Source organism: Rhodococcus sp. ACPA4, assembly GCF_002300185.1.
In the GTDB taxonomy this organism is placed as follows: Bacteria; Actinomycetota; Actinomycetes; order Mycobacteriales; family Mycobacteriaceae; genus Rhodococcus_F; species Rhodococcus_F globerula.
The window spans coordinates 40,246-63,697 of sequence record NZ_NSDY01000001.1 but is presented as its reverse complement, the minus strand read 5'-3'; the positions used below and the strand labels follow the sequence as shown (position 1 = coordinate 63,697).

General features: G+C 61.5%; 21 protein-coding genes and 1 tRNA gene. 12 read left to right on the top strand and 10 right to left on the bottom strand.

Annotated features, from left to right (window positions below; translation table 11 throughout):
* Position 1 precedes the first annotated feature (1 nt).
* A complete protein-coding gene (locus CJ178_RS00275) occupies positions 2 to 874 on the bottom strand; it encodes an FAD binding domain-containing protein (protein ID WP_095885886.1) in 873 nt (290 codons plus the stop codon).
* Between the two features lie 91 nt (positions 875 to 965).
* Entirely contained in the window at positions 966 to 2,105 is a 1,140-nt protein-coding gene (locus CJ178_RS00270) for an XdhC family protein (RefSeq protein ID WP_095885885.1), read from the bottom strand.
* A 91-nt stretch (positions 2,106 to 2,196) separates the two neighbouring features.
* Here CJ178_RS00270 and CJ178_RS00265 point away from each other — a divergent pair.
* A tRNA-Arg gene (locus CJ178_RS00265) sits at positions 2,197 to 2,272 on the top strand.
* Between the two features lie 10 nt (positions 2,273 to 2,282).
* On the opposite strand, the gene CJ178_RS00260 is transcribed toward CJ178_RS00265, so the two are convergent.
* Both CJ178_RS00260 and CJ178_RS00255 read right to left on the bottom strand, forming a co-directional pair.
* Positions 2,283 to 3,803 carry an HNH endonuclease signature motif containing protein gene (locus tag CJ178_RS00260; protein WP_095887767.1) on the bottom strand — a complete coding sequence of 507 codons (1,521 nt, stop codon included), beginning with the start codon at positions 3,801 to 3,803 and terminating at the stop codon, positions 2,283 to 2,285.
* A 66-nt stretch (positions 3,804 to 3,869) separates the two neighbouring features.
* Positions 3,870 to 4,160, bottom strand: a complete 291-nt coding sequence (locus CJ178_RS00255; RefSeq protein ID WP_095885884.1) for a putative quinol monooxygenase — start codon at positions 4,158 to 4,160, stop codon at positions 3,870 to 3,872.
* 138 nt (positions 4,161 to 4,298) lie between these two features.
* Here CJ178_RS00255 and CJ178_RS00250 point away from each other — a divergent pair, with 138 nt between their 5' ends.
* The gene (locus CJ178_RS00250) at positions 4,299 to 6,476 is read left to right on the top strand and encodes a glutamine synthetase III family protein (protein WP_092808728.1); all 2,178 of its coding nucleotides are present in this window, start codon (positions 4,299 to 4,301) and stop codon (positions 6,474 to 6,476) included.
* Positions 6,477 to 6,550: 74 nt separating this feature from the next.
* Here the strand turns inward: CJ178_RS00250 and CJ178_RS00245 are convergent, their stop codons facing one another.
* Entirely contained in the window at positions 6,551 to 7,900 is a 1,350-nt protein-coding gene (locus CJ178_RS00245; protein WP_179300702.1) for a DUF4185 domain-containing protein, read from the bottom strand.
* A gap of 217 nt (positions 7,901 to 8,117) precedes the next feature.
* Here CJ178_RS00245 and gdhA point away from each other — a divergent pair, with 217 nt between their 5' ends.
* On the top strand, positions 8,118 to 9,461 hold the full coding sequence (gene gdhA, locus CJ178_RS00240) for an NADP-specific glutamate dehydrogenase (protein ID WP_033232785.1): 1,344 nt from the start codon (positions 8,118 to 8,120) through the stop codon (positions 9,459 to 9,461).
* Between the two features lie 95 nt (positions 9,462 to 9,556).
* Here the strand turns inward: gdhA and CJ178_RS00235 are convergent, their stop codons facing one another.
* From CJ178_RS00235 to CJ178_RS00225, 3 genes are read right to left on the bottom strand one after another with little or no spacing between them, the layout of a single operon-like run.
* Positions 9,557 to 9,763 carry a hypothetical protein gene (locus CJ178_RS00235; RefSeq protein WP_033232783.1) on the bottom strand — a complete coding sequence of 69 codons (207 nt, stop codon included), beginning with the start codon at positions 9,761 to 9,763 and terminating at the stop codon, positions 9,557 to 9,559.
* Between the two features lie 14 nt (positions 9,764 to 9,777).
* Entirely contained in the window at positions 9,778 to 10,950 is a 1,173-nt protein-coding gene (locus CJ178_RS00230) for a fatty acid desaturase family protein (protein WP_095885882.1), read from the bottom strand.
* 31 nt (positions 10,951 to 10,981) lie between these two features.
* Complete coding sequence (locus CJ178_RS00225) at positions 10,982 to 12,091, bottom strand: ferredoxin reductase (RefSeq protein WP_373557466.1); 1,110 nt, start codon at positions 12,089 to 12,091, stop codon at positions 10,982 to 10,984.
* 150 nt (positions 12,092 to 12,241) lie between these two features.
* Here CJ178_RS00225 and CJ178_RS00220 point away from each other — a divergent pair, with 150 nt between their 5' ends.
* The gene (locus tag CJ178_RS00220; protein WP_257012938.1) at positions 12,242 to 12,874 is read left to right on the top strand and encodes a TetR family transcriptional regulator; all 633 of its coding nucleotides are present in this window, start codon (positions 12,242 to 12,244) and stop codon (positions 12,872 to 12,874) included.
* Between the two features lie 46 nt (positions 12,875 to 12,920).
* Here CJ178_RS00220 and CJ178_RS00215 read toward each other — a convergent pair whose 3' ends face one another.
* Positions 12,921 to 13,274, bottom strand: coding sequence for a VOC family protein (locus CJ178_RS00215; RefSeq protein WP_095885880.1), 354 nt, complete (start codon positions 13,272 to 13,274; stop codon positions 12,921 to 12,923).
* A 160-nt stretch (positions 13,275 to 13,434) separates the two neighbouring features.
* On the opposite strand from CJ178_RS00215, the gene CJ178_RS00210 reads away from it, so the two are divergent.
* The 3 genes from CJ178_RS00210 to CJ178_RS00200 all read left to right on the top strand — a co-directional run bounded on the left by CJ178_RS00210 (position 13,435) and on the right by CJ178_RS00200 (position 16,511).
* On the top strand, positions 13,435 to 14,655 hold the full coding sequence (locus CJ178_RS00210) for an NAD(P)/FAD-dependent oxidoreductase (protein WP_095885879.1): 1,221 nt from the start codon (positions 13,435 to 13,437) through the stop codon (positions 14,653 to 14,655).
* Positions 14,656 to 14,765: 110 nt separating this feature from the next.
* Complete coding sequence (locus CJ178_RS00205; protein WP_033232769.1) at positions 14,766 to 15,605, top strand: alpha/beta fold hydrolase; 840 nt, start codon at positions 14,766 to 14,768, stop codon at positions 15,603 to 15,605.
* A gap of 84 nt (positions 15,606 to 15,689) precedes the next feature.
* Entirely contained in the window at positions 15,690 to 16,511 is an 822-nt protein-coding gene (locus tag CJ178_RS00200) for an acyl-CoA thioesterase (RefSeq protein WP_045066907.1), read from the top strand.
* Here the strand turns inward: CJ178_RS00200 and CJ178_RS00195 are convergent.
* Complete coding sequence (locus CJ178_RS00195; protein WP_095885878.1) at positions 16,501 to 17,862, bottom strand: MFS transporter; 1,362 nt, start codon at positions 17,860 to 17,862, stop codon at positions 16,501 to 16,503. The two genes, CJ178_RS00200 and CJ178_RS00195, sit on opposite strands and share 11 nt — an antisense overlap.
* 98 nt (positions 17,863 to 17,960) lie before the next feature.
* On the opposite strand from CJ178_RS00195, the gene CJ178_RS00190 reads away from it, so the two are divergent.
* From CJ178_RS00190 to lysA, 5 genes are all read left to right on the top strand, one after another.
* Complete coding sequence (locus CJ178_RS00190) at positions 17,961 to 18,557, top strand: PadR family transcriptional regulator (RefSeq protein WP_095885877.1); 597 nt, start codon at positions 17,961 to 17,963, stop codon at positions 18,555 to 18,557.
* On the top strand, positions 18,554 to 20,584 hold the full coding sequence (locus CJ178_RS00185; RefSeq protein WP_095885876.1) for an NADPH-dependent 2,4-dienoyl-CoA reductase: 2,031 nt from the start codon (positions 18,554 to 18,556) through the stop codon (positions 20,582 to 20,584). The genes CJ178_RS00190 and CJ178_RS00185 overlap by 4 nt, the downstream gene beginning before the upstream one ends.
* Positions 20,585 to 20,603: 19 nt before the next feature.
* Positions 20,604 to 21,407 (top strand): mycolate reductase, encoded by an 804-nt coding sequence (gene cmrA, locus CJ178_RS00180; protein ID WP_033232762.1) that lies wholly within the window; start codon positions 20,604 to 20,606, stop codon positions 21,405 to 21,407.
* 126 nt (positions 21,408 to 21,533) lie between these two features.
* Complete coding sequence (locus CJ178_RS00175; RefSeq protein ID WP_095885875.1) at positions 21,534 to 21,971, top strand: hypothetical protein; 438 nt, start codon at positions 21,534 to 21,536, stop codon at positions 21,969 to 21,971.
* A gap of 124 nt (positions 21,972 to 22,095) precedes the next feature.
* Complete coding sequence (gene lysA, locus CJ178_RS00170; RefSeq protein ID WP_033232758.1) at positions 22,096 to 23,439, top strand: diaminopimelate decarboxylase; 1,344 nt, start codon at positions 22,096 to 22,098, stop codon at positions 23,437 to 23,439.
* Positions 23,440 to 23,452: the final 13 nt, after the last annotated feature.

Genomic DNA, 23,452 nt, shown 5'->3' with positions numbered 1-23,452 from the left:
ATCAGTCTTCCCCAATCCTGGTCACAGCGCTTCGCAGAGTGCGGACGGTCAGTACGCCGGCGAGGTGGCGTTTGTAGTCGGCACTTCCGCGCTGATCGGTGACGGGCTCGCAGGCCTGCTCGGCCATCTCCCCGGCGCGCCGGTAAACCTCCTCGGATGGCGCCTTGCCCTCCAGATATCCGGAAATCGCGGCCAGCGCCTGCGGATCGGAATTGACCGCGGTAAGGCCGAGCTGTCCTCTCCTAATCGCGCCGCCTTCCATCCACACCGATGCACCCGCAGCAGTGATGGCCCAATCCCCCACGCGCCGTTCCACCTTTGCGTACGCGCTCGAACTGTCGGCCCGGCGCGCGATCCGAACCTCGACCAGAATCTCGTTTGTGCTGAGGGCCGTCTCATAGGGGCCGACATGAAATTCCGCCATCGGAATGTCGCGGGTTCCCGAAGGACCACGTACGACGCACGTCGCGTCCAACACCGAGCACACGGTGCTGAGGTCTTCCGCGGGGTCGGCCTGACACAACGAACCGCCGATGGTTCCGCGGTTTCGCACCACCGGATCGGCGATCACTTTTTCCGCGTCTCGAAAGATCGGGAAGGCGCCGGCAAGGTCGTCGGATTCGAGTAACTGACGATGACGCGCCATCGCGCCGATCCGAACGTGTCCGTCCCCGAACGTGATGTAGCCAAGTTCCTCGGCCAAGTCGTTGATGTCGATCAGATACTCGGGGTTTGCCAGTCGCAGCTTCATCATCGGAAGCAGGCTGTGTCCGCCCGCAACAACGCGCGCCTGATCGCCCAGTCGCTCCAGCAATCCGATGGCGTGGTCGATACCGGTTGCCCGCTCGTACTCGAACGGCCCAGGAACCTGCATGTGATGCACCCCACATTCGACTGTCATCTCAGCTTCTGCCGAGCGTCACAGCGAGTCAAGGGGCCCATCAGCTGCCTCACAATTCCCCAGGTCAGCGGCTCTCGGATTCCCCTGAACTGCGGTGAATGGGGCCCTCCAACCCGCTCAGCGGCTTGCCCTCACCACCCCACCGAAGCGCGATGATCTCCGCCGCGATCGACACTGCGGTTTCCTCCGGCGTTCGCGCGCCGAGGTCCAGACCGATCGGACTCGCCAGCCTCGCCAACTCGAGGTCGGTGACACCTGCCGAGCGCAATCGTTCGAGCCTGTCTTGATGTGTGCGACGCGAACCCATCGCGCCGACAAACCCGACTTCCGGTAGTCGGAGCGCAACCTCGAGCAGGGGCACGTCGAATTTCGGATCGTGAGTCAACACGCAGATGACCGTGCGTGAGTCGATTGCCCCGGCTTCCGCCTGTGCTGCCAAGTACCGATGCGGCCAGTCGATCACCACTTCGTCGGCTGTCGGAAACCGCGACGGAGTCGCAAAAACCTCGCGGGCGTCGCACACCGTCACCCGGTACCCGAGAAATGAACCTTGCTTGGCAACCGCGGCCGCAAAATCGATGGCCCCGAATACCAGCATCCGGGCGCGGGGAGCGTAGCTCGCGACAAAAACCCGCATCCCCTCACCTCGACGCTCACCGTCCGGTCCGTACGTCAGCACTTCCGTACGTCCTGCCGCCAACAGGCCACGAGCGTCGTCGGTCACCGCGGAATCCGCGCGCGCCGATCCGATCGAACCGTCCGTGATGTCCGGTCGTATCACCAGGCGTCGGCCCACCCAGAACGGATCCGGGTGAGCAATGACTGTTGCCACCGCTACCGGGCGATGCTCCTCGACGTCGGTGGCCACACTCTCGAGACTGTCGAACGTCTGCCTCGACACAGCCTCGACAAAGACCTCGATCGTGCCGCCGCATGTCAGCCCCACCGCAAAGGCGTCGTCATCGGCAACGCCGTACCTTTCGAGGGTCGGTACACCGGATTCGATTACCTCCGTGGCTGTTTCATACACGGCACCTTCGACGCACCCACCCGACACCGAGCCCGTCACCGAACCGTCCGGGGCCACCAGCATCGACGCGCCCGGCATCCGGGGAGCTGACCGGAACGTCCGCACCACTGTTCCGACACCTGCCGTACCGTCGGCTCGCCACACCTTCATCAGTTCGGACAGAACATCCCGCATCTGCAGCTCCCATTCGGTGTCTTCTCCTATCGAGCGTATTCCAGACGGGGGTGATCGAGCGCCGTCACGGGGAAGGTAATATCGTCTCCGCGCCTCCGTAGCTCAGGGGATAGAGCAAGAGCCTTCTAATCTCTTGGTCGCAGGTTCGAATCCTGCCGGGGGCACCATACTTTCTGGTCAGAACGGTGGTGGCTCGTTCACCACGTGGGATGGAATCGCAGCGCGAGCAAGTGGTCGCCGCCATCCCGCCACCGTGGAATCGAGCATGAACTCGAGATCTGCCTCGACGCCACGACCATGGCATCGGAACAATCGCTCGACCACATGACTTTCCGTAAGCCGGAACCGCTCGACTTCATCGGACTGCACATCGGGATCACAAAACGCACCCCGCGGCTTCGTCACGACAAGAGAACCAGTCGGTGCGACCCATTCGAGTTGGCCACCTCCGATCTGCCGCACGGTCCAGTACCCCCAGGTCTTGAGCCGATGATGCTTGCGGCACACGGATGCCAGATTCTGCTCCGTGGTGAGCCCACCGCGGTCAGGATTCTCGTGATTGAACGCCACCGTGTGATCGAGATCGCAATTCTCGGCCCGTACAACACAATTCGGGAACCGGCACGTACCGTCGCGGGTCCGGACCGTCCGCGCAAGCGCAGCCGAAGGTCGATACGTCCGCTCCTCCCGGTACCGCTTCCGCGCTGCAACGGCGGCAGGCGACACTAACGGTGCGCTCGACCGCCTACCCACTCCGAGTACAGGTCCACCAGCCTTGAAACCATGTGTTCCCGTGAGGTTTTGGCAGAGAATATGACGATCCTTCTCCGAGAGCGTCAGCACTTGCCGCCACACAGCATCGGCCGCAATTTCCCGCGCCAACTCCGCATCGATAGCACCGTACCCATGCAGAAAAGCCGGCAGATCATCAAAGCCGAGCAACGTGGAAACATTAACGCCCACCAGAATTGTCGCTTGCGACGGGGCTGATACCGGCTCCACATCCCGCCCGCAATCAGTGCCACATGCACAGGCGAGAACTGCTCGCCCCTCCGACAGCGCTACCAAGGCGTCGGCGCGACGTTGCGCCAAAGTACGAGGATCGCGCGCACATACCTGCCGCGACATCGTCTGCAGCTTTGCCGCCACGATGTGCGCACCAACCGCCGGCAGCACACCGTCGAGCGTCGACATACCGTCAACGCCTGCACTGATCCGCACATCGCGGTCTTCCTGCGCGCGCCGCCGCCGAGCGCGCACACCTTCCGGATCATGGCGTGCGATCAGGCTGCGCGCTCGGGCCTTGAGCCTGCTGCTGCTGCATTTGTCGGCGCCGTCCAGAAGTAACTGTTCAATGAGATCAAGTGCATCATCGGACACATTGGCCAGCGCATCCGAAAGCGCTGTCGCCTTACCGAGATCAATCTCTCCCGACGCAAATGCCGCAGACACCCGATGCAACCGCAAGCGCAGATCGCACCCCAACGAGATCATCCGCGTCGCCGCATACTCGGTGATACTCAGAACGAACGCAACTTCGACATGAACGAATTCACCCTGCACCGCGGCATTGCGACCGGCGTTCTCATCCTCGGAACACCGCTCGAAGTACAGCGACGTGACGGCATCAACTTCGAGGAACTGGGCGCGCGCAATGGACGCATGTCCTTCGACCAATGCATCCACAATGCCGCTCATCAACACCCCCCAGTTCGAACGTACATTCGATTCTAACAGCAATCGATACCTATGGGAATATATGCGTCACAACACTTTTGAATAAATCCGCGCCGGCGCAGCCTTCTCCAACCTGTCCAGGGCCGCAACCAACCGCACAAAATGATCGGTGTGCGTGTGAGCGTCCAGGTGCGCCTGGGATTCCCATTCCTCCACCAACATCAGCTCACCGGGATTGTCGCTTTGCTGCAGCAATTCGTAGCTGATGCAGCCGCTCTCCTTGCGGGTCTCGCGAACAAGTTCGCGATAGATATCTATGACCTGCGCGAGATTTTCCGGTCCGACCGCACTGCCCACCAACACCCTGATCTCTGACATTCGGCAATCCTGCCCGAACCCACCGACAAGTCGAGGGCAGGCGCAATGTCTGTGAAACATTCCCGATACAGAAGGTTCGTAAAGTGATCGGCAATCGGGTCGCAACAAGCTACCCTGGGCCGCGCGAGGGGTACGTAGATGAGTGGAAATGCAGTTCGTCTGCAAGCGATCAAGGACGTCGAGGCCTACACACCTCCCGTCGTGAGTTTCTCAGGCGACGAAGCTCCCGGCGAGGTGTTCGGCGCCAACGTGTTCAACAAAGTGGTGATGCAGAAGCGCCTGCCCAAGCAGATCTACAAGTCCGTGATCGCCACGATCGAACAGGGCAAGCCCCTCGACCCGGCGGTTGCAGACGCCGTTGCATCCGCCATGAAGGACTGGGCACTCGAGAAGGGCGCCACCCACTACGCGCACGTCTTCTACCCACTGACCGGACTGACGGCCGAGAAGCACGACAGCTTCTTCGAGCCGGTCGGCGACGGGTCAGCGCTCGCCGAATTTGCGGGCAAGACACTCATCCAGGGTGAGCCGGATGCCTCGAGCTTCCCCAACGGCGGCCTGCGCAACACGTTCGAGGCTCGCGGATACACCGGCTGGGACGTCACCAGCCCGGCATACGTTCTCGAGAACCCCAACGGCAATACCCTCTGCATCCCTACGGTTTTCGTATCGATGACCGGCGAAGCGCTCGACCACAAGACTCCGCTGCTCCGCTCGCAGCAGGTGATGGGCGTGCACGCCGAACGCATCCTGAAGCTGTTCGGCCACACCGAACCCGAGCAGATTGTGTCCTTCTGCGGTCCCGAGCAGGAGTACTTCCTGATCGATCGGCACTTCTTCCTCGCCCGCCCCGACCTGCTCAATGCCGGCCGCACGCTCTTCGGCACCAAGCCACCCAAGGGCCAGGAGTTCGACGACCACTACTTCGGCGCCATCCCCGAGCGAGTCCTCGGCTTCATGATGGATACCGAACGCGAACTGTTCAAACTCGGCATTCCCGCGAAGACCCGTCACAACGAGGTTGCTCCCGGCCAGTTCGAGATCGCGCCGATGTTCGAGCGCGGCAACATCGCCGCCGACCATCAGCAGCTGTTGATGACCACGTTCAAGACCGTCGCCAAGAAGCACGGCATGGAGTGCCTGTTCCACGAGAAGCCGTTCGACGGTGTCAACGGCTCCGGAAAGCACGTCAACTTCTCGTTGGGTAACTCGGAACTCGGCAGTTTGCTTGTCCCCGGCGATAATCCGCACGACAATGCTCAGTTCCTGGTGTTCTGTGCAGCTGTGATCCGCGCCGTCCACAAGTACGCGGGACTCCTGCGCGCCTCCGTGGCGTCGGCTACCAACGATCACCGCCTCGGCGCCAACGAGGCTCCGCCCGCGATCATCTCGATCTTCCTCGGCGACCAACTGGCCGACGTCTTCGAGCAGATCGCGAAGGGCGCTGCGACGTCGTCGAAGGACAAGGGCACCATGATGATCGGTGCCGACACGCTCCCCGTTCTCCCCACTGATCCCGGCGACCGCAACCGGACAAGCCCATTTGCCTTCACCGGCAACAGATTCGAGTTCCGCGCTCCGGGGTCCATGCAGACCGTCAACGGTCCGATGGTGACCATCAACACGATCATGGCCGAAGCTCTCGACTACATGGCAACCGAACTCGAAACGGCAGTTGCCGACGGTGCCGATTTCGACACCGCTGTCCAGAACCTGCTGACCGACATCATCACCAACCACGGTGCCGTCGTCTTCAACGGTGACGGCTACTCGGAAAACTGGCAGATCGAAGCGGAGGCACGCGGCCTACCCAACCTACGGACCACGTTGGACGCTTTGCCCGAACTCATCTCCGAATCCGCTTTGGAGCTCTTCGACAAGTACAACGTCTTCAACCATCGAGAGATGCACAGCCGCTACGAGGTCGGCCTCGAGCAGTACGCGCTGAGCATCGGCGTCGAGGCACGCCTGGCGGTTGAGATCGGCACGACGCTTATTCTCCCCGCAGCGGTCCGCCATCAGACCGAGATCGCGCAGAACTTCGTTGCATTGAAGGCTGCCGGCCTCGAACCGGATTCAGCGCCGCTGACCGAGGTTTCCGAACCGGTGACCGCTCTTCGGGCAGCGCTAGCCGCTTTGCGTGCAGCGATCAAGGTGATTCCCCACGACTCGCCGCTCGAAGCTGCCACGCATGCGCAAGAGGCGTTGATGCCGGCCATGGCGGATGTTCGCACCGCTGCGGATCTCCTGGAAACCATGGTTGCGGACGACCACTGGCCGCTTCCCACCTATCAGGAAATGCTCTACATCCTCTGACGACAAAGAATATGGCCTGCAACCGAATTCCGGTTGCAGGCCATATTGCTATGCCATATTTCTATTCCATATTGCTATTCTCCGGGCATTCTCATCTCCAGGAGCTGAGCCTCACCGGTTGTCGCTGGGTCCGGCCGGTCGCGCGAATCCGACGACGACATCTTCATACCCGTCAGGTCTGTCTGCATATAGATCACGTTGTAGCGATCCCACGTTGTCGCGACAAACTCGAGCGTGTTGCCGGTTCGAGAGGTCCACGGGTGCATGAACCCGCCGTACAGACTCGGCAGGGTATATCCGCTCAGAAGGGTCTGCGTGCCACTCCACGGACCCTCCGGATGATCGGCCTGCCGAATCACGAGGCTGCCGTCCGCGCTGGTGTACATCGCGACGTACTTGTCGAGATAGTCGTTCCACTGCACCGCGAGTTCACTGACCGGGGCCTTGATGACCTGCACCGCGTCGTCGGAGTTCGCACTCCAACCCGAACCGTCCCAATACGTGTAGGCAAGGGGATTTCGCAGTTCTGTACCGAGGACACGTGCCAAAACTGCCTTACCGAAGCGTCCCGACGGTGTGCCGTACTCGTAGATATAGCCGTCGCCACCGTCGACGAACGCGCTCTGCTGAAAGTTCTCGTTGATCGAGGACACAGCCGGAATTCCCGGAATGTCGAGGCCAGGAGTGTTGGCGCGTACCGTCACGGGATCGATGTCCCAGTTCTCGCCGTTATCCGTCGAGTAGGCCAGCGCCGAGTAGTTGGTTGTCCAGGCGCCCGGCTCGTCCCACGTCCGAACCGACATGAACCGGATGTATTGAACACCGCCGTAGGAGATGCCGGCCGTCGGGATCGTGGTGAACTCGAACGGGATGCCGAATCCGGGGATGATCTCCTTGGAGTGATTCGGAAGGTCCTTGGGTGAACTGTCGATCCGAAGCCGGTCCTGGAAATCGGTGTTACTACTGCGGAAGAGCACATTGCTGCGCCAGTCATCGCCGTCGACCTCGCAGTCGCCGACAGTGTCACCGAATGCCATCAACACGTTGTGGTCAGCTCCGGAAAGCCCGTTGTCCCACATGATTCCAAGGTCTGTACCCGAGACGTTGAACCGGTTGATCGTGTCGTTCGGGCTGCCAGGGCCGGTCACCATTTCGATTGCCTTGGTCCGGCCGGTCAATACGGGCAATGCGCCATTCGGTGCGCCCGTGATCCAGGGCAAAGAATTGACCAGCGATCCCGTGCCGGCAGAGCCAGAGAGGGAACCCGTCATCGAACCCGTCAGCGAGCCAAGCGAACCGGTACCGCCTGCCCCACACGGTCCACCTATCGCCGATGCCGCTGGGGCTGACGCGATGGTCGCCGCAATCGTGATTACACCTATGGACAACAACGCTGACACAGACCGTTTCGAGCGCACACGCATCCCCTCTGTCTATTTGTTCGCTCCGCCAGCAAACCACCAGCGCAGTGTTAACAGAGTGAAAGAAGAGCAAATCGTTATAAAACGGTCACTTGATTTCCCGGAAAAACCCGGTGTGTCGGATTTCACCTTCACCCAACGGATGCCGGATTGGGCAACAAAGGCGCCTACTATGTAACGGAAATGTAAAAAAGTACTCACAATGTCAGGTAGGTGAGCGGTGTCCGTACGTGACCGCGTAGCGCAGATTTATGATCAGGTGTTGGTTCGCAATGCAGGTGAGCCGGAGTTCCACCAGGCTGCAGCCGAAGTTTTCGAATCCCTCCACGTCGTACTCGAGCGCCACCCGCGCTACGCCGACGCCGGGCTGATCGAGCGCCTCTGCGAACCGGAACGCCAGATCATCTTCCGCGTGCCGTGGACCGACGACAACGGCAATGTTCACGTCAACCGTGGCTTCCGCGTCCAGTACAACAGCGCACTCGGCCCGTACAAGGGCGGCCTGCGGTTCCACCCCAGTGTCAACCTGGGCATCGTGAAGTTCCTCGGCTTCGAGCAGATCTTCAAGAACTCCCTCACCGGCCTGCCCATCGGCGGCGGCAAGGGTGGATCGGACTTCGATCCCAAGGGTCGCACCGACGCAGAGGTCATGCGTTTCTGTCAGTCCTTCATGACGGAACTGCAGCGCCACATCGGTGAATACACCGACGTTCCGGCCGGCGACATCGGCGTCGGTGGCCGCGAGATCGGTTACCTGTTCGGCCAGTACAAGCGACTGACCAACACCTACGAGTCCGGCGTTCTCACCGGCAAGGGCATCACCTGGGGCGGGTCTCAGGTCCGCACCGAGGCCACCGGCTACGGCGTTGCGTACTTCGTCGCCGAAATGCTCAAGGCCAAGGGCGAAGACCTCGAAGGCAAGAACGTCGTGATCTCCGGATCCGGCAATGTCGCCATCTACGCGATCCAGAAGATCCACAAGCTCGGCGGCGTCGCGATCGCCTGCTCCGACTCGTCGGGGTACATCGTGGACAAGAAGGGCATCGACCTCGACCTCCTCAAGGAGATCAAGGAAGTTCGCCGCGGCCGCATCAGCGAGTACGCCGACGCCGTTCCGCACGCGCAGTTCATCGCCGGCGGTTCCATCTGGGACGTGCCGTGCGACGTTGCACTCCCCTGCGCAACCCAGAACGAGCTCGATGAAGACGCCGCAAAGACCTTGATCGCCAACGGCGTTCAGGCTGTTGCCGAAGGCGCGAACATGCCCACCACCCCCGGTGGCATCGCACTCTTCCGCGACTCCAACGTCGCGTTTGCTCCAGGTAAGGCCGCAAACGCCGGTGGCGTCGCCACCTCGGCTCTCGAAATGCAGCAGAACGCGTCACGCGATTCCTGGAGCTTCGAGTACACCGACGAGCGTCTCGCCCGCATCATGCGTGGCATCCACAGCCGCACCATCAACACGGCTGCCGAGTACGGCAAGCCTGGCGACTACGTGCACGGCGCGAACATCGCCGGCTTCGTCAAGGTCGCCGACGCCATGATCTCGCTGGGCGTTATCTAAGAAGTACCGTCTAACCGGCAAAGGACGCCTCCACTGAGTGGGGGCGTCCTTTCCGTTGACGAAACAGTGTTGACGGATCAGCGTTGCCGGATCAGTTAAGTCGGTGGTTCGGTTGTGTCGTCGGCGGCGGCTTTCTTTGCCGCCTCACGCATTTCGATACCGTCGGATACCCAGTCCCCGATTTCCCGGGTCACGTCGCGGACTGCACCGGCGATGATCATCGCGATGGATCCGACGTGTGTAGCCGCCGATTCCGTCAATTCCTGGACGGTGTCTTTGCGACGTTCAAATTTCCCGACCATCACGTGTGCGCCTCTCAGGCTACGGTTCTCTGGCGTTCGACAATAACACCGGTAAGACTCTGTGACTTGATCATTCCAGGCGGCAAGGCAAACTTGAAGATCTTGCCCCATACCGATCCGATCTGCTTCCAGAAGCCACCCGTGTTGTACGGCAAACCGTACTGCGCGCACAGCGCCTCGACCTCAGGCGCAATCTGCGGGTACCGATGTGCCGGCAGGTCCGGGAACAGATGATGTTCGATCTGGTGGGACAAGTTGCCGGACATGATGTGGAACAACGGACTGCCTTGGATGTTGGCACTGCCGAGCATCTGACGGACATACCACTGCCCCCGAGTCTCCTCGGCCGTCTCGTCCTCCGTGAAACTCTGTACGCCGGTGGGGAAATGGCCGCAGAAGATGATCGAGTAAGTCCATACGTTCCGGACCAGATTTGCGGTGACATTTCCTGCCAGAGTGGTGACGAACAGCGGTCCGGTAAGAGCCGGGAAGATAACGTAGTCCTTGAGGACCTGCTTGCCTGCCTTCTTCCACCAACCCTTGATCAGCGGCTTTACGTCGTACCATTTCCGCTTGCCGGCGAGGACATTCTCGATCTCCAGATCATGCATCATGACGCCCCACTCGAAGAGCATCATCAGGGCAAACGCCCACACCGGATTACCGAGGTAATAGGGGTTCCATTTTTGGGCTGGGTCGATACGCAGAATGCCGTATCCGATATCCCGGTCTTTGCCCAGAATATTTGTGTAGGTGTGATGCATGTAGTTGTGCGAGTGACGCCACTGGTCCGACGGACACACCGTATCCCATTCGAACACTTCGGAATTGAGGCCTGGTTCACGCATCCAGTCGTACTGACCGTGCATGACGTTGTGCCCGATCTCCATGTTGTCCAGGATCTTCGAGATACTCAGCGCGCCCACCGCTGCGAGCCACACCGGCGGCAAGAAGCCCAGATACATCAGACCTCGACCGGCAACCTCGAAACCACGCTGCGCCTTGATGATCCGATAAATGTATTCGCGGTCCTCGGCGCCGAGCGATGCCACCGTGCGATCCCGGATCGCATCCAACTCACGGCCGATTTCCTCGACCTGGTCGTAGGTGAGTACTACCGGAGCGTCGGGGTCCTTATCAGGTCCGTTGCCCAGGAAAGGGAGTGTAGAAAGGGAAAGTCCAAACATGACAGTCTCCAAAAAGTGTAGGTGTCTTCGCTCAGATATCCACGGCGACATCGCCGACGGGTGCGCTGACACAGAGTTGGATCTTCTTGTCGGGTTCGTCGTCGGTCTCACCGGTGCGAATGTTGCGTGTTCGGCCGAGCTTCTTGACGGAGGTACACGAGAAGCAGATGCCCATCCGGCAGCCGTATTCCGGACTCAACCCCGCGGCTTCCGCCTGTTCGAGGAGGGTTTTGCCTGAGTTTTCGGCCGCCACTCCACTTTTCGTGAACGCTACTTCGCCGCCTGCGTCGCCGGGTTCAGCTGCGGCGGGTGCAAACTCCTCGGTATGGAGCCGGTGCTCGATGTCGAGTTCACGAAAGACCTCGCGCACTCCGTGCATCAGTCCGGGTGGTCCACAAAGATATGCCTGCGCATCTGCCGTTTCCGGATCGGCAATCCAGGGCGCGACCGCGCTCAGGTGCGTGTTGTCGAAGAAACCGTCCAGGTCTCCCCCACCGGATTCGGTGTACACGAGTACCAGTTTCACATTCCGATGCCGCTCAGCGATGGCCTTCAACGCGTGGAGATACGACACATCCTTCTTGGTGTTCACGTAATGCAGGAACACGATCTCGCCGCGATGTTCTGCGTCGACGAGGGTGCGCAGCATCGACATCACCGGGGTGATTCCACTGCCACCGCTGATCAGGAGGATGTGGGAGGGCCGTTCGATGGGGAGCGTAAAAACACCGTCGGCCTGGGACAGGCTGACTACAAGTCCCGGTTCGGCATGCGCGTTCAAATACTGCGACACCAGCCCACCGGGATGGGCTTTCACTGTGAGTTCGATAAGGCCATCACGGCTGGACGCAGAACCAGCCGGCGAGTAGCAGCGGGTATGACGCACCCCGTCGATCACGACGCCTACCTGGACGAACTGTCCGGCAGAGAATCCGCGCCACTGGCGCGTCGGACGCAGGGTCAATGTCACTGAATCAGCGGTCGGATGGTCGACCGCTACGACCTGCGCGCGAATGTCGCGCACCGTCGCCATGGGATTGACGAGTTCGAGGTAACGATCGATCTGATGCGGAGCAGCCATGGCTTCGATCAGGGCCAGCCCGCGTCTGGCCAGAGTCTTGGAGGTTGATGCCATTGTCAGCCACTCCTTCCAGGTTGCATAATTTCAGTGTACAAATGTTCACTGATAATAGTGTGACAGGTGCACACAGGTATATGTCAAGATGAATGTGACGTGAGTTACGCGATCCACAGAAAGAGTCCACCGTGCCGATATCTACACTCGTACATCGTGACCAAGGCTGAGCCGGAAAATCGCGCAGCCAAGAAGGAGCGCACACGCCAAGCGCTGCTCGATACCGCGATGGATCTCCTCGCCGACCGGAGTTTTGCCGGCATCAGCCTCCGCGAAGTGGCCCGCGAGGCGGGCATCGTCCCCACGGCCTTCTATCGGCACTTCGCCTCGATGGAAGACCTCGGAGTCGTCCTGGTCGAGGAGAGCATGCGCATGCTTCGGCAAATGTTGCGCGACGCCAGGCGCGACCCCAGCCCCAAGAACGCCGGAACCTCACTCGATATCCTTGTCCGCCAGGTTCATTCACACGAGCGCGAGTTTCGCTTCCTCTGCCGCGAACGCTACGGCGGCATCAGCGAGATACGACGCGCCATCAACACCGAGATGCGATTGTTCGTCAGCGAACTCACCGTCGACCTCTCCCGAATGGCTGGGCTGGAAAACTGGCGAAACGACGATCTTGAAATTGCGGCCGACCTGATCGTCGGCGTGATGTTCACCGCCGTCGTGGCACTCCTCGACGCAGGCTCGCCGGGATATCCCAGCGAAGATGTTGTAATCGCGCGGGCCGAGAAGCAGTTGCGGCTGATCATTCTGGGTATGGCTACCTGGGATCCCTCTCGAACCTAGAAACAGAGTCGAACACTACGAACTCGTACACGAGGCGCAGTTCCGGTCAGTAGTGGATCCTGAACCCGCCGATGAATGTCAGGGTGTTGCCGTCAGGATCGCTGATGCTCGACAACTGCACACCTTTGTTTGCATCCACCACCGCATCCAGCGTCAGCCCTCGCACACCGATCGCCTCACGGTGCGTCGTGAGGTCGTCCACGGCAAAGTTGAGCAGCGCCAGACCCGCACGGCGAGTGTCCACCGTGACCTGCACCCATCCGGTGTCAGTCACACGCCACTCTGCCAAGTTCACCATCGGGCGATTGTCAGGCCCGCGGCCGAACAGACTCGAGTACCACTGCACTGCCTCTGCGAGGTCTCGAACGGGGACGACAGCAAGAACATGATCGATCGACATAAGGTTGTACCTCTCGACGTAAACAATGGCGCTCGTACTCAGATACTGACCTGGCAGACCGGGCTAAGTCATCGGCGAATTGCTTCTCTTATCGCAGCGTTCGCGAACATTCCAACGCAGCACACACCTGTTCTGCCGCGATCCGTGAGACCCTCGACGCATGAGCGATGTCATCATCATCGGTTCCGGATTCGCCGGATTATGGGCCGCGCTCGGCGCTGCTCGGCGGCTCGACGAACTCGGGATACCGGCCGGGCAGGTGTCGATCACGGTGCTCAGCGCCCAGCCCTTCCACGACATCCGGGTGCGCAACTACGAGGCCGATCTCAGCGCCTGCCGCATCCCGCTGGCCGATGTCCTCAACCCGGCCGGGATCGCCTATGTCACCGCGGAGGTGACCGCAATCGACACCGGTGCGCGGACCGTCTCCGCAAACGTCGGTGGTCAGTCACAGACGTACGGCTACGACCGCCTCGTTCTGGCGGCAGGTAGCCGTGTAGCCCGACCCGATATCCCGGGTCTGACGGAGTTCGGGTTCGACGTCGATACCTACGACGGCGCAATGAAACTCGACGCTCATTTGACCCTGCTGGCCGAAGGACCCCTCACACCCGCCACGGCGACCGTGGTGGTGGTCGGGGCCGGCCTGACGGGCATCGAAACCGCCTGCGAGCTGCCAGGCCGGCTCACTGCCCTGTTTGGCACCGACGTGACCTCGCGCGTGGTGCTGGTGGACCACAACCCCAACGTCGGATCGGATATGGGTGCGTCGGCGAGGCCGGTCATCGAAGCGGCATTGTCCAACACCGGAGTCGAGACACTGACCGGGATGAGTGTGACCACGGTGGACCAGGGCGGGGTCACGCTGTCTTCGGATGAGATGGTGCCTGCCGCGACGGTCATCTGGTGTGCCGGCATGAAGGCAAACCCGTTGACCGCGCAATTCCCGGTCGAACGTGATCGGCTCGGACGGCTCCCGGTCGACGACTATCTCCAGGTGATCGGCGTACCAGGCGTATTCGCTGCCGGCGACGTCGCCACCGCGAAGATGGATAATCAGCATCAGTCGGTGATGTCCTGCCAGCACAGCCGGCCGATGGGCCGCTACGCCGGGTACAACGTGATCGGCGATCTGCTGGGCAATCCGATGCTGGCCCTCCGCATCCCGTGGTATGTCACGGTTTTGGACCTAGGCCCGGCAGGTGCGGTCTACACCGAAGGCTGGGATCGGCAAGTTGTAGCGACCGGCGCACAGGCAAAGGCCACCAAGAACACCATCAATACCCAACGCATCTATCCGCCGTTGACCCGCGATCGGGCCGCCCTACTGACCGCCGCCGCCCCAGAACTACAGACACGGCCGGCCCGCGGACACCAGTAGTCCGCCTTTCGCACACCTTCCCCAAGCGTATCGCCTGCTGAGGCGACCGGCGGTCATCAATTCAGCCCGAAGTGTGGTGTGGATCCGGAGTTGCCTCGTACGGTGGCACCATGTCCTCCACGAATACGTTTCGGATTCCTGTCGGCGACCTGACCTTCGACGTCCTGATTTCCGGTCCGGACGACGGCGTCCCGCTTCTTGCCTTGCATGGATTCCCCGAAAGCGCCGCGTCCTGGGGCAAAGTGACTCCCCTACTGACGGCCGCCGGATTTCGCGTCATAGCGCCGCATCAGCGCGGGTATTCCCCCGATGCCCGTCCCTCCGGCGTCGACGCCTATCGCATCGAGCACCTTGTCGCCGATACCGTCGGCCTGCTCGACGCCCTGGGTTTGCCCGACGCTCATCTTGTCGGCCACGACTGGGGATCCGCCGTGGCCTGGCAGGTTGCGGGACGGCATCCACAGCGAATTCGCAGCCTGACCGCAATCTCGGTTCCCCACCCCACCGCTTTCGGTTGGGCGCTGCGCGAAGACCAGGATCAAAAGGAACGCTCGACGTACATCCGACTGCTCCGCCAGGAAGGGAAGGCCGAAAAGGTGTTGTCGGAGGACAACTTCCGACGATTGCGGGCGATGTTCGACGGCCAGATCGATCCCGAGTTCGCCGACGAACATATTCGCATCCTCAGTGGCGATGGAGCATTGACCGGCGCATTGAACTGGTATCGCGCCATGACTCGCGATTTCGGAGACATAGCCCCCACCACTGTTCCGACGACGTACGTCTGGAGTACGGCCGACACCGCACTCGGCCGCGCCGCAGCGGAACGATGCGGTGAATTCGTGGATGCGCCGTACGAATTTGTGGTTCTGGAGGGCGGCAGTCACTGGGTACCCGAGGAACGCGCCGAGGAACTGGCGGACGCGATAATCCGGCGAGCGGGAGCCTGATCCGACCTACACCTGAGCTTCTATGTAGGTTGTCATACATATACTGACTGCCTACTACACCGATTTCACCGTCAGGAGCTTGTCGTGACCACAACCGTTGCACCCCCGCATCCGTTTGATGCCGCAGTCGACCTGGAATCCATTACGCCGGGTCTCTCGACCGGGCACACCAGTACCGCATACAACAACATGGTCGGCCCGTTCGGCGGAATCACCTCGGCCACGTTGCTGGCCTCGGTTCAGCGGCACCCCGAGTGCCTAGGTGAACCACTGTCGCTGACGGTCAATTTTGCGGGCCCGATCGCCGAAGGCCAGTTCGAGATCACTGCGCGTCCGGTGCGCACCAACCGAACGACACAGCATTGGTGGATCGAACTCGCTCAGAACGGCACCGTGGCGACTACCGCAACAGCTGTGTTCGGCCTCCGCCGCGATACCTGGGACTCCACGGAAATCGAGATGCCCGCGGTGCCGGCTGCAGAAGATGTTCCCGCGCAACCGTTCCCCGAGTTCATCGCGTGGGCTCAGAATTACGAAATGCGGTTTATCGAGGGCGCAATCCCCGATCTGGAATCCGGCGAGCATCCCGACTCCGTCTCGACTCTCTGGGTTCGCGACAGCCCGCCGCGCGCGCTTGATTTCTTCTCGCTGACCTCGTTGTGCGATGTGTTCTTTCCGCGAGTGTTCCTGCGCCGCGGCAAGATGGCTCCCGCTGGAACCGTATCGCTGACGATCTACTTCCATGCCGACGCCGCAGCGCTGGCCCGGCAGTCCGATCGCTCCGTCCTCGGAACCGCACGCACCCAGCGTTTCGGTAACGGTTACTTCGATCAGAGCGCCGAATTATGGGGCAGTGACGGCGAACTGCTGGCCACCACCCACCAATTGGTCTACTTCAAGGACTGACAACCTCCGCACTGTCGCCTTCGGGCGCCTTGACCAGCGACAGGGCAGCCAGGCCCACAGCAAGAACCACCAACAGTCCGACGATGCCGGCGCGATCGGCACCGAACATCCACGCAAACAGGCCGAACAGTGTCGGCGCAAGAAACGATACTGCTCGGCCTGTCGTCGCATACAGACCAAAAAGCTGACCTTCACGACCGGGCGGAGTGATGCGCGCCAGGAACGTTCGAGCGGACGATTGTGCCGGCCCGACAAACAGGCACAGCGCGAGTCCGAAGATCCAGAACATCACCGGCCCGGACACCGCGATCAAGATTGCACCGACCACGATCATCGACGCGAGCGATACGGTGATGACCTGCTTGGGCCCGATCCGGTCGTCGAATCGCCCTGCCACCAAGGCGCCGATGGCCGAAATAACGTTGGCCGCAACGCCGAACAACAGAACGTCCGCCGCACTGATGCCGTACACATTCACGGCAAGGACAGCACCGAAAGTGAACACCCCGGCGAGTCCGTCGCGGAACAAGGCGCTCGCGATCAAGTACCAGATAGTGCCACGGTCGACGATCCACAGTTCACGCAAGTCGCGCCACAGCACGCGGTAGGAATCGAGGAACCCCGCCTTTGCCGCACCCGGATCTGCGTCGGGCGTAGGCAACTCGGGCACCTTGAAGAACACCGGGATCGCGAAGACGGCAAACCACACCGCCGCAAGCAGTGCCACCATCCGGATGTTCAGGCCGCCGTCGGTGGTCAATCCCAGAAAACCTCGCGTGTCGCCGTCACCGACGATGAACCCGAAGTAGCAGAGCAACAACAGAACAATTCCACCGAAATAACCCATGGCCCAGCCGAACCCGGACACGCGGCCCAAGTTCTCCGGCGTCGACACCTGCCGCATCATGGCGTTGTACGGAACTCCGGCCAGTTCGAAGATCACCGAACCGATGGCGAGGAGCACAAGCCCCAGCCACAGATACCGATAGTTGTCCTCGACGAAATACAACCCGGCCATCGACAGAACGGTGATGCCGGTGAGGATCGCCAGCGACCACTTGCGCTTGCCAGACGCGTCGAACCGTTGTCCGGTGATGGGAGCAAGAATCGCGATGAAGAATCCGGCGATTCCGAGTGCCCAACTGAGCCATGTTGTCGCCGACACCGAGCCGGGCAGATCGTCACCCACGGCGTCGGTGAGGTAAACGGAGAAGACAAAAGTCAAGATCACCGCGTTGAATGCTGCAGATCCCCAGTCCCACAGCCCCCACGCAACCACCTGACTCTTGGTCGCCGCGGCGCCTATCCCTGCGGGCGGTTCCGCCTGCGTACTTGTCGACTCTGCGCTCATGATCGCGAGCCTATTCGAGCGAGAGGGACAAAACAGTGCAAACTTTTCAGGGTATGCACTTGGTTGCATATGGAACGAGGTGCATACATACTTCACTCATGGCACTCGAACACGCGCTCCTGACCTCGCTGACCGAGCAGGAGGCGTCGGGGTACGACCTGACCCGTCGATTCGACAAGTCGATCGGGTTCTTCCACAGCGCGACGCACCAGCAGATCTACCGCGTACTCAAGCGGATGGACGAAGCCGGGTGGCTCGAGGTGGAAACCGTCGCTCAGGACGGGCGCCCGGACAAGAAGGTGTATCGGGTCTCCGGAGCCGGCCGCGCCGAGCTGACGCGCTGGATAGCCGAACCGTCCGAACCCAGCCATCTGCGTAATGAACTGGCCGTGAAGATCCGCGCCGCCGGTAGCGCAGACATCCCCGCACTTCGAGACGAAGTCGCTCGCCACCGCGACGGCCACGCCTCCCGACTCGACGTCTACCGACTTATCGAGAAACGCGACTTCCCCAATCCCACAGCTCTCTCCGGATCACCCCTGCATCAGTATCTCGTTCTGCGCGGCGGCATCCGCGTCGAAGAGGGCTTTGTCGACTGGTGCCAGGAAATTCTGGACGCCCTACCCCCTGCCGAAAACAACTCAGCCGCCAACAACTCCGCTGCCAGCAACTCGGAAGGACACCCGCAGCCATGACCACTCCGCAGTTCCCCCTCCTGTTCGAACCCCTCGACCTCGGGTTCACCACACTGAAGAACCGCGTAGTCATGGGTTCGATCCACACCGGTCTCGAGGACCGGGCCAAAGACATCGACAAACTTGCCGAGTACTTTGCCGAACGCGCGCGCGGCGGCGTCGGATTGATCGTCACCGGCGGCTACGCCCCCAACCGCACCGGCTGGCTCCTTCCGTTCGGAGCCAAGCTGACCAACAAGATCGAGGCGCGCCGCCATCGCCGGATCACCAAGGCGGTACACGACGCAGGTGGCAAGATCGCATTGCAGATCCTGCACGCCGGTCGGTACAGCTACCAACCGTTCAGTGTGTCGGCGTCGTCGATCAAAGCGCCGATCAATCCCTTCCGGCCACGGCGGCTCACTGATCGTGGAGTGCGCTGGCAGATCCGCAACTACGTCCGTTGCGCCAAGCTCGCCCAATCCGCCGGATACGACGGCGTCGAAATCATGGGCGGCGAAGGCTATTTCATCAACCAGTTCCTGTGCGAGCGCACGAACAAGCGTAAAGATCAATGGGGCGGTAGCTCCGAGAACCGTCGACGCATGGCCGTCGAGATCGTCAGACGCACCCGCCGCGCCGTCGGCCCGAACTTCATCGTCGTGTTCCGCCTGTCTATGGCCGATCTGGTCGAAGGCGGTCAGACATGGGATGAAATCGTCACTCTGGCACAGGAAATCGAAGCTGCGGGCGCCACGATCATCAACACCGACATCGGCTGGCACGAGTCACGGGTGCCCACTATCGTGACCTCCGTACCCCGCGCCGCCTTTGTCGACATCACCGGCAAACTCGAAAAGCACGTCAGCATTCCGGTGGTCGCATCCAACCGGATCAACATGCCCGAGACGGCTGAGGAAATTCTCACCCGCGGCGACGCGCAATTGATCTCCATGGCCCGCCCGATGCTGGCCGATCCCGACTGGGCAAACAAAGCACAACGCGGAGCACCAGACGAGATCAATACCTGCATCGCCTGCAACCAGGCCTGCCTCGACCACGCCTTTGTGCGCAAACATGTGTCCTGCCTGCTCAATCCACGCGCGGGACGCGAGACGACGCTCGTTCTCTCCGCCACCCGCCGCAGCAAGAATCTTGCTGTTGTCGGCGGCGGACCTGCCGGTCTCTCTGCAGCGTTGAATCTCGCACAACGCGGCCACACAGTCACCCTGTTCGAGGCGTCGGACACGATCGGCGGCCAGTTCGGGATCGCGCAGTTGATCCCAGGCAAGGAAGAATTCACCGAAACCATCCGGTACTACACCAGGCAACTCGACCTTGCCGGCGTCGACGTCAAGCTTGAAACACGCGTGACTCCAGCCGATCTCATCGGATCCTTCGACGAGGTAGTGGTCGCCACCGGAGTGACGCCGCGAGTCCCGAACATCCCCGGCATCGAGAATCCGAAGGTACTGACGTACGCCGAGGTGGTCCGCGAGGGCAAGCCCGTCGGCAAGACCGTCGCTGTGATCGGAGCCGGCGGTATCGGCGTCGACGTCAGCGAATTCCTCACTCACCCAACATCACCCACCTTGCACCTGAAGGAATGGAAGCAGGAGTGGGGCGTCACGGAACCCGAGATGGCACCGGGAGCGCTCACCACACCCATCCCGGAGCATTCGGAGCGTGAGGTCTACCTCCTGCAGCGCAAGCCCGGACGCATCGGAGCCGGCCTCGGCAAGACTACCGGCTGGGTCCACCGCGCCGCGTTGAAGAACAAGGGTGTGCACGAACTCTCCGGCGTGAACTACGAACGAATCGACGACGCCGGCCTGCACATCACCTTCGGCGAGAAGCACGAGAAGCCTCGTCTCCTCGAGGTCGACACCATCGTGATCTGCGCCGGACAGGAATCCGTGCGCGATCTCGTCGACGAGCTGACCGTTGCCGGCATGGTGACCCACATCATCGGCGGGGCAGACGTAGCCGGCGAACTCGATGCCAAACGTGCCATCGAACAGGGCACACGACTGGCCGCGAAGATCTGACCGACTACGCTGACTGATCGTGAGCCTGCCGACACCCACCACCACAGCCCGCGCCGTCGTGACCGGTGCCTCCTCCGGAATCGGAGAGGCACTGGCCACTGATCTGGCCTCCCGCGGACACTCCCTGATCCTGGTCGCACGACGCGGCGACGTCATGGAGGGTCTTGCCGAGACACTTCGCGCCAAGCACGGCGTCGACGTCGAGGTCCGTGCCTGCGATCTCTCGGACAGCGCCGCCCGTGCCGTCCTGGTCGAGGAACTGGGCACGCGTGAGATCAGCATCCTGTGCAACAACGCCGGTATCGCCACCTTCGGGCCGGTAGCCGAGCTCGACCCGAGCTACGAGCGCGCACAGGTCGAACTCAACGCCGTCGCGGTGCACGATCTCACCCTGGCCGTTCTGCCCGGAATGGTCGAGCGCAAGTCCGGCGGCATCCTGATGGTCGGATCGGCCGCCGGAAACATGCCGATTCCCAACAATGCGACCTACGCCGCCACCAAGGCCTTCGTGAACACGTTCGCGGAATCCCTGCGCGGGGAACTCAAAGGCAGCGGCGTCAACGTCACTCTCCTCGCCCCCGGACCGGTTCGCACCGAGACCCCGGACCCCGCCGAGGCCTCGATCGTCGACAAGCTGGTCCCGGACTTCTTCTGGATCTCGAGCGAATACACGGCCAAGGTCTCCCTCGACGGTCTGGCCGAGAACAAGATGCGCGTTGTCCCGGGCATCCTGAGCAAGGCGATGTCCGTCGCCGGCGGTTACACCCCGCGCGCAGTTGTCGCCCCGATCGTGGGCACGTTCTACAAGAAGCTCGGCGGCTGAGTCATCCGAACTTCTCGCTCGTTGGCTGTAGGGGCAATCCTTCTCACGACCGGAGGGTTGCCCTTACTGCTACCCACCACGGCAAACGCGTGCTCGTGTGTTTCCTTCGAGTCGCCGCAAGAGGCAGTGAGTGTCTCCAGCACAATCTTCCTCGGCACGCCCACCGAGAAATCCTCGGACGGGTTCGAGGACACCTATCTGTTCGACGTCAGTCGCGTCTACAAGGGTGATGTCTCGTCCGTGACGTCGGTGGGAACACTCGCAAACGGGAATGGTTGCGGCACAAGCTACGTACTCGGTACCGAACGACTGATGTTCCTGTCGGCGCCCTACGACGTCGACGCCGAATACGAGGGATACAGCTGCGCCCCCTATACCGGAACCGATTTCGACGTCCAGGCAACAGTTGAATCCGTCTACGGCGCAGGTTATGTTCCGGAAGCCGGCGGTACTCCGTCTATCGGCGTCTATATCGACAAAACAGCGGTCGTTAGCGGTGTCGCGGCGGTTGCGCTGCTGGCGGCGCTCGGTTGGTTCGGCTGGAAGCGACGACGAACGACATAAAAGGACGCCGTCAAACTCAGTCGTATCCCCGTCAAATACCCGTCAAGACAAGGTCCACCGGCACTTTTCCGGAGTAGATCTGTTGGTAGCCCCGCACCGAGCGGGTCACCCTCAGGAGATCGACGTGACGCTTCTCGACATCTTCCCGTCCCTACGCAGCGCGATGACACCGCGCTTGGATCCGGCTTTGTGGCCCATCAGCACTCGCCACGATCAGAGCGGACGCATCTGCATCGGCGACGTTTCCCTCGAAGAGATCGCCGACCAGTACGGAACCCCCACCTATGTCGTCGACGAGGCCGACGTGCGCCACCGCTGCCGGATGTATCGCGAGATCTTCCCCGACGCGGAAATCGTGTACGCGGGCAAGGCTCTCATGATTCGAGCGATGGCAAAATGGGTCTCCGACGAGGGGCTCGGGGTAGACGTCTGCTCGGCCGGCGAACTCACCATCGCACTGACAGCCGGTGTGGACCCGGCACGAATCATCCTGCACGGCAACGCCAAATCTGTCGCAGAGCTGAGAGTAGCCGTCAACGCGGGTGTCGGGCGGATAGTTCTCGACTCCCACAGCGAAGCACTACGACTGGCCTCGGTCTGCACCCGGCCGCAGAAAGTACTGATCCGAGTCACGCCCGGTATCGACATTCACGGACACAAGGCAGTGGCCACCGGCATCGTCGACCAGAAGTTCGGCCTGCCGGCATTCTCCGAAGAATTGGATCGTGCGGTTGCCGCCGTCAGCGCAGCGCCTCACCTCCAACTTATCGGCCTCCATTGCCATCTCGGTTCGCAGATCACCGATCCCGAACATTTCCGCTCCGGGATCAATACGATGATCGCGCAAATGGACGACATACGTCGTTCTCACGGGATCATCCTCACCGAACTCGATCTCGGGGGCGGGCACGGAATCCCGTACGTCCCCGGTGACGCGCAACTCGACCTGACTCGACTGGCAATTGTCATCGACGAATCACTCGATGACGCCTGCACCCGAAATCGCTTTCCCCGCCCCGAAATCGTCCTCGAACCCGGCCGGGCCATCGCCGCTCGGGCCGGTGTCACGCTGTACCGCGTGGCGAACATCAAGACCATCAGCGGCGGCAGGACATTTGTCTCCGTCGACGGCGGCATGAGCGACAATCCGCGAGTGTCGTTGTACAACAGTCGCTACGACGTCGAATTGGTCAACCGACATTCGAATGCGCCGCTCGAGGAAGTGACCGTCGTGGGGCGGCATTGCGAATCGGGAGACGAAATTTCCGTCGGCATACAACTTCCCGCAGACCTTCACGAGGGCGATCTGTTGGGAGTGCCGTGTACCGGCGCCTATCACCACAGCATGGCATCCACCTACAACAGTGTGTGCCGTCCGCCGGTGATTGCCGTGCTCGGTGGCGTCGCACGACCATTGATCCGACGCGAATCGATCAACGACCTACTCGCCCGCGAGGTCGGCATCTGACACTCGCGGGCGT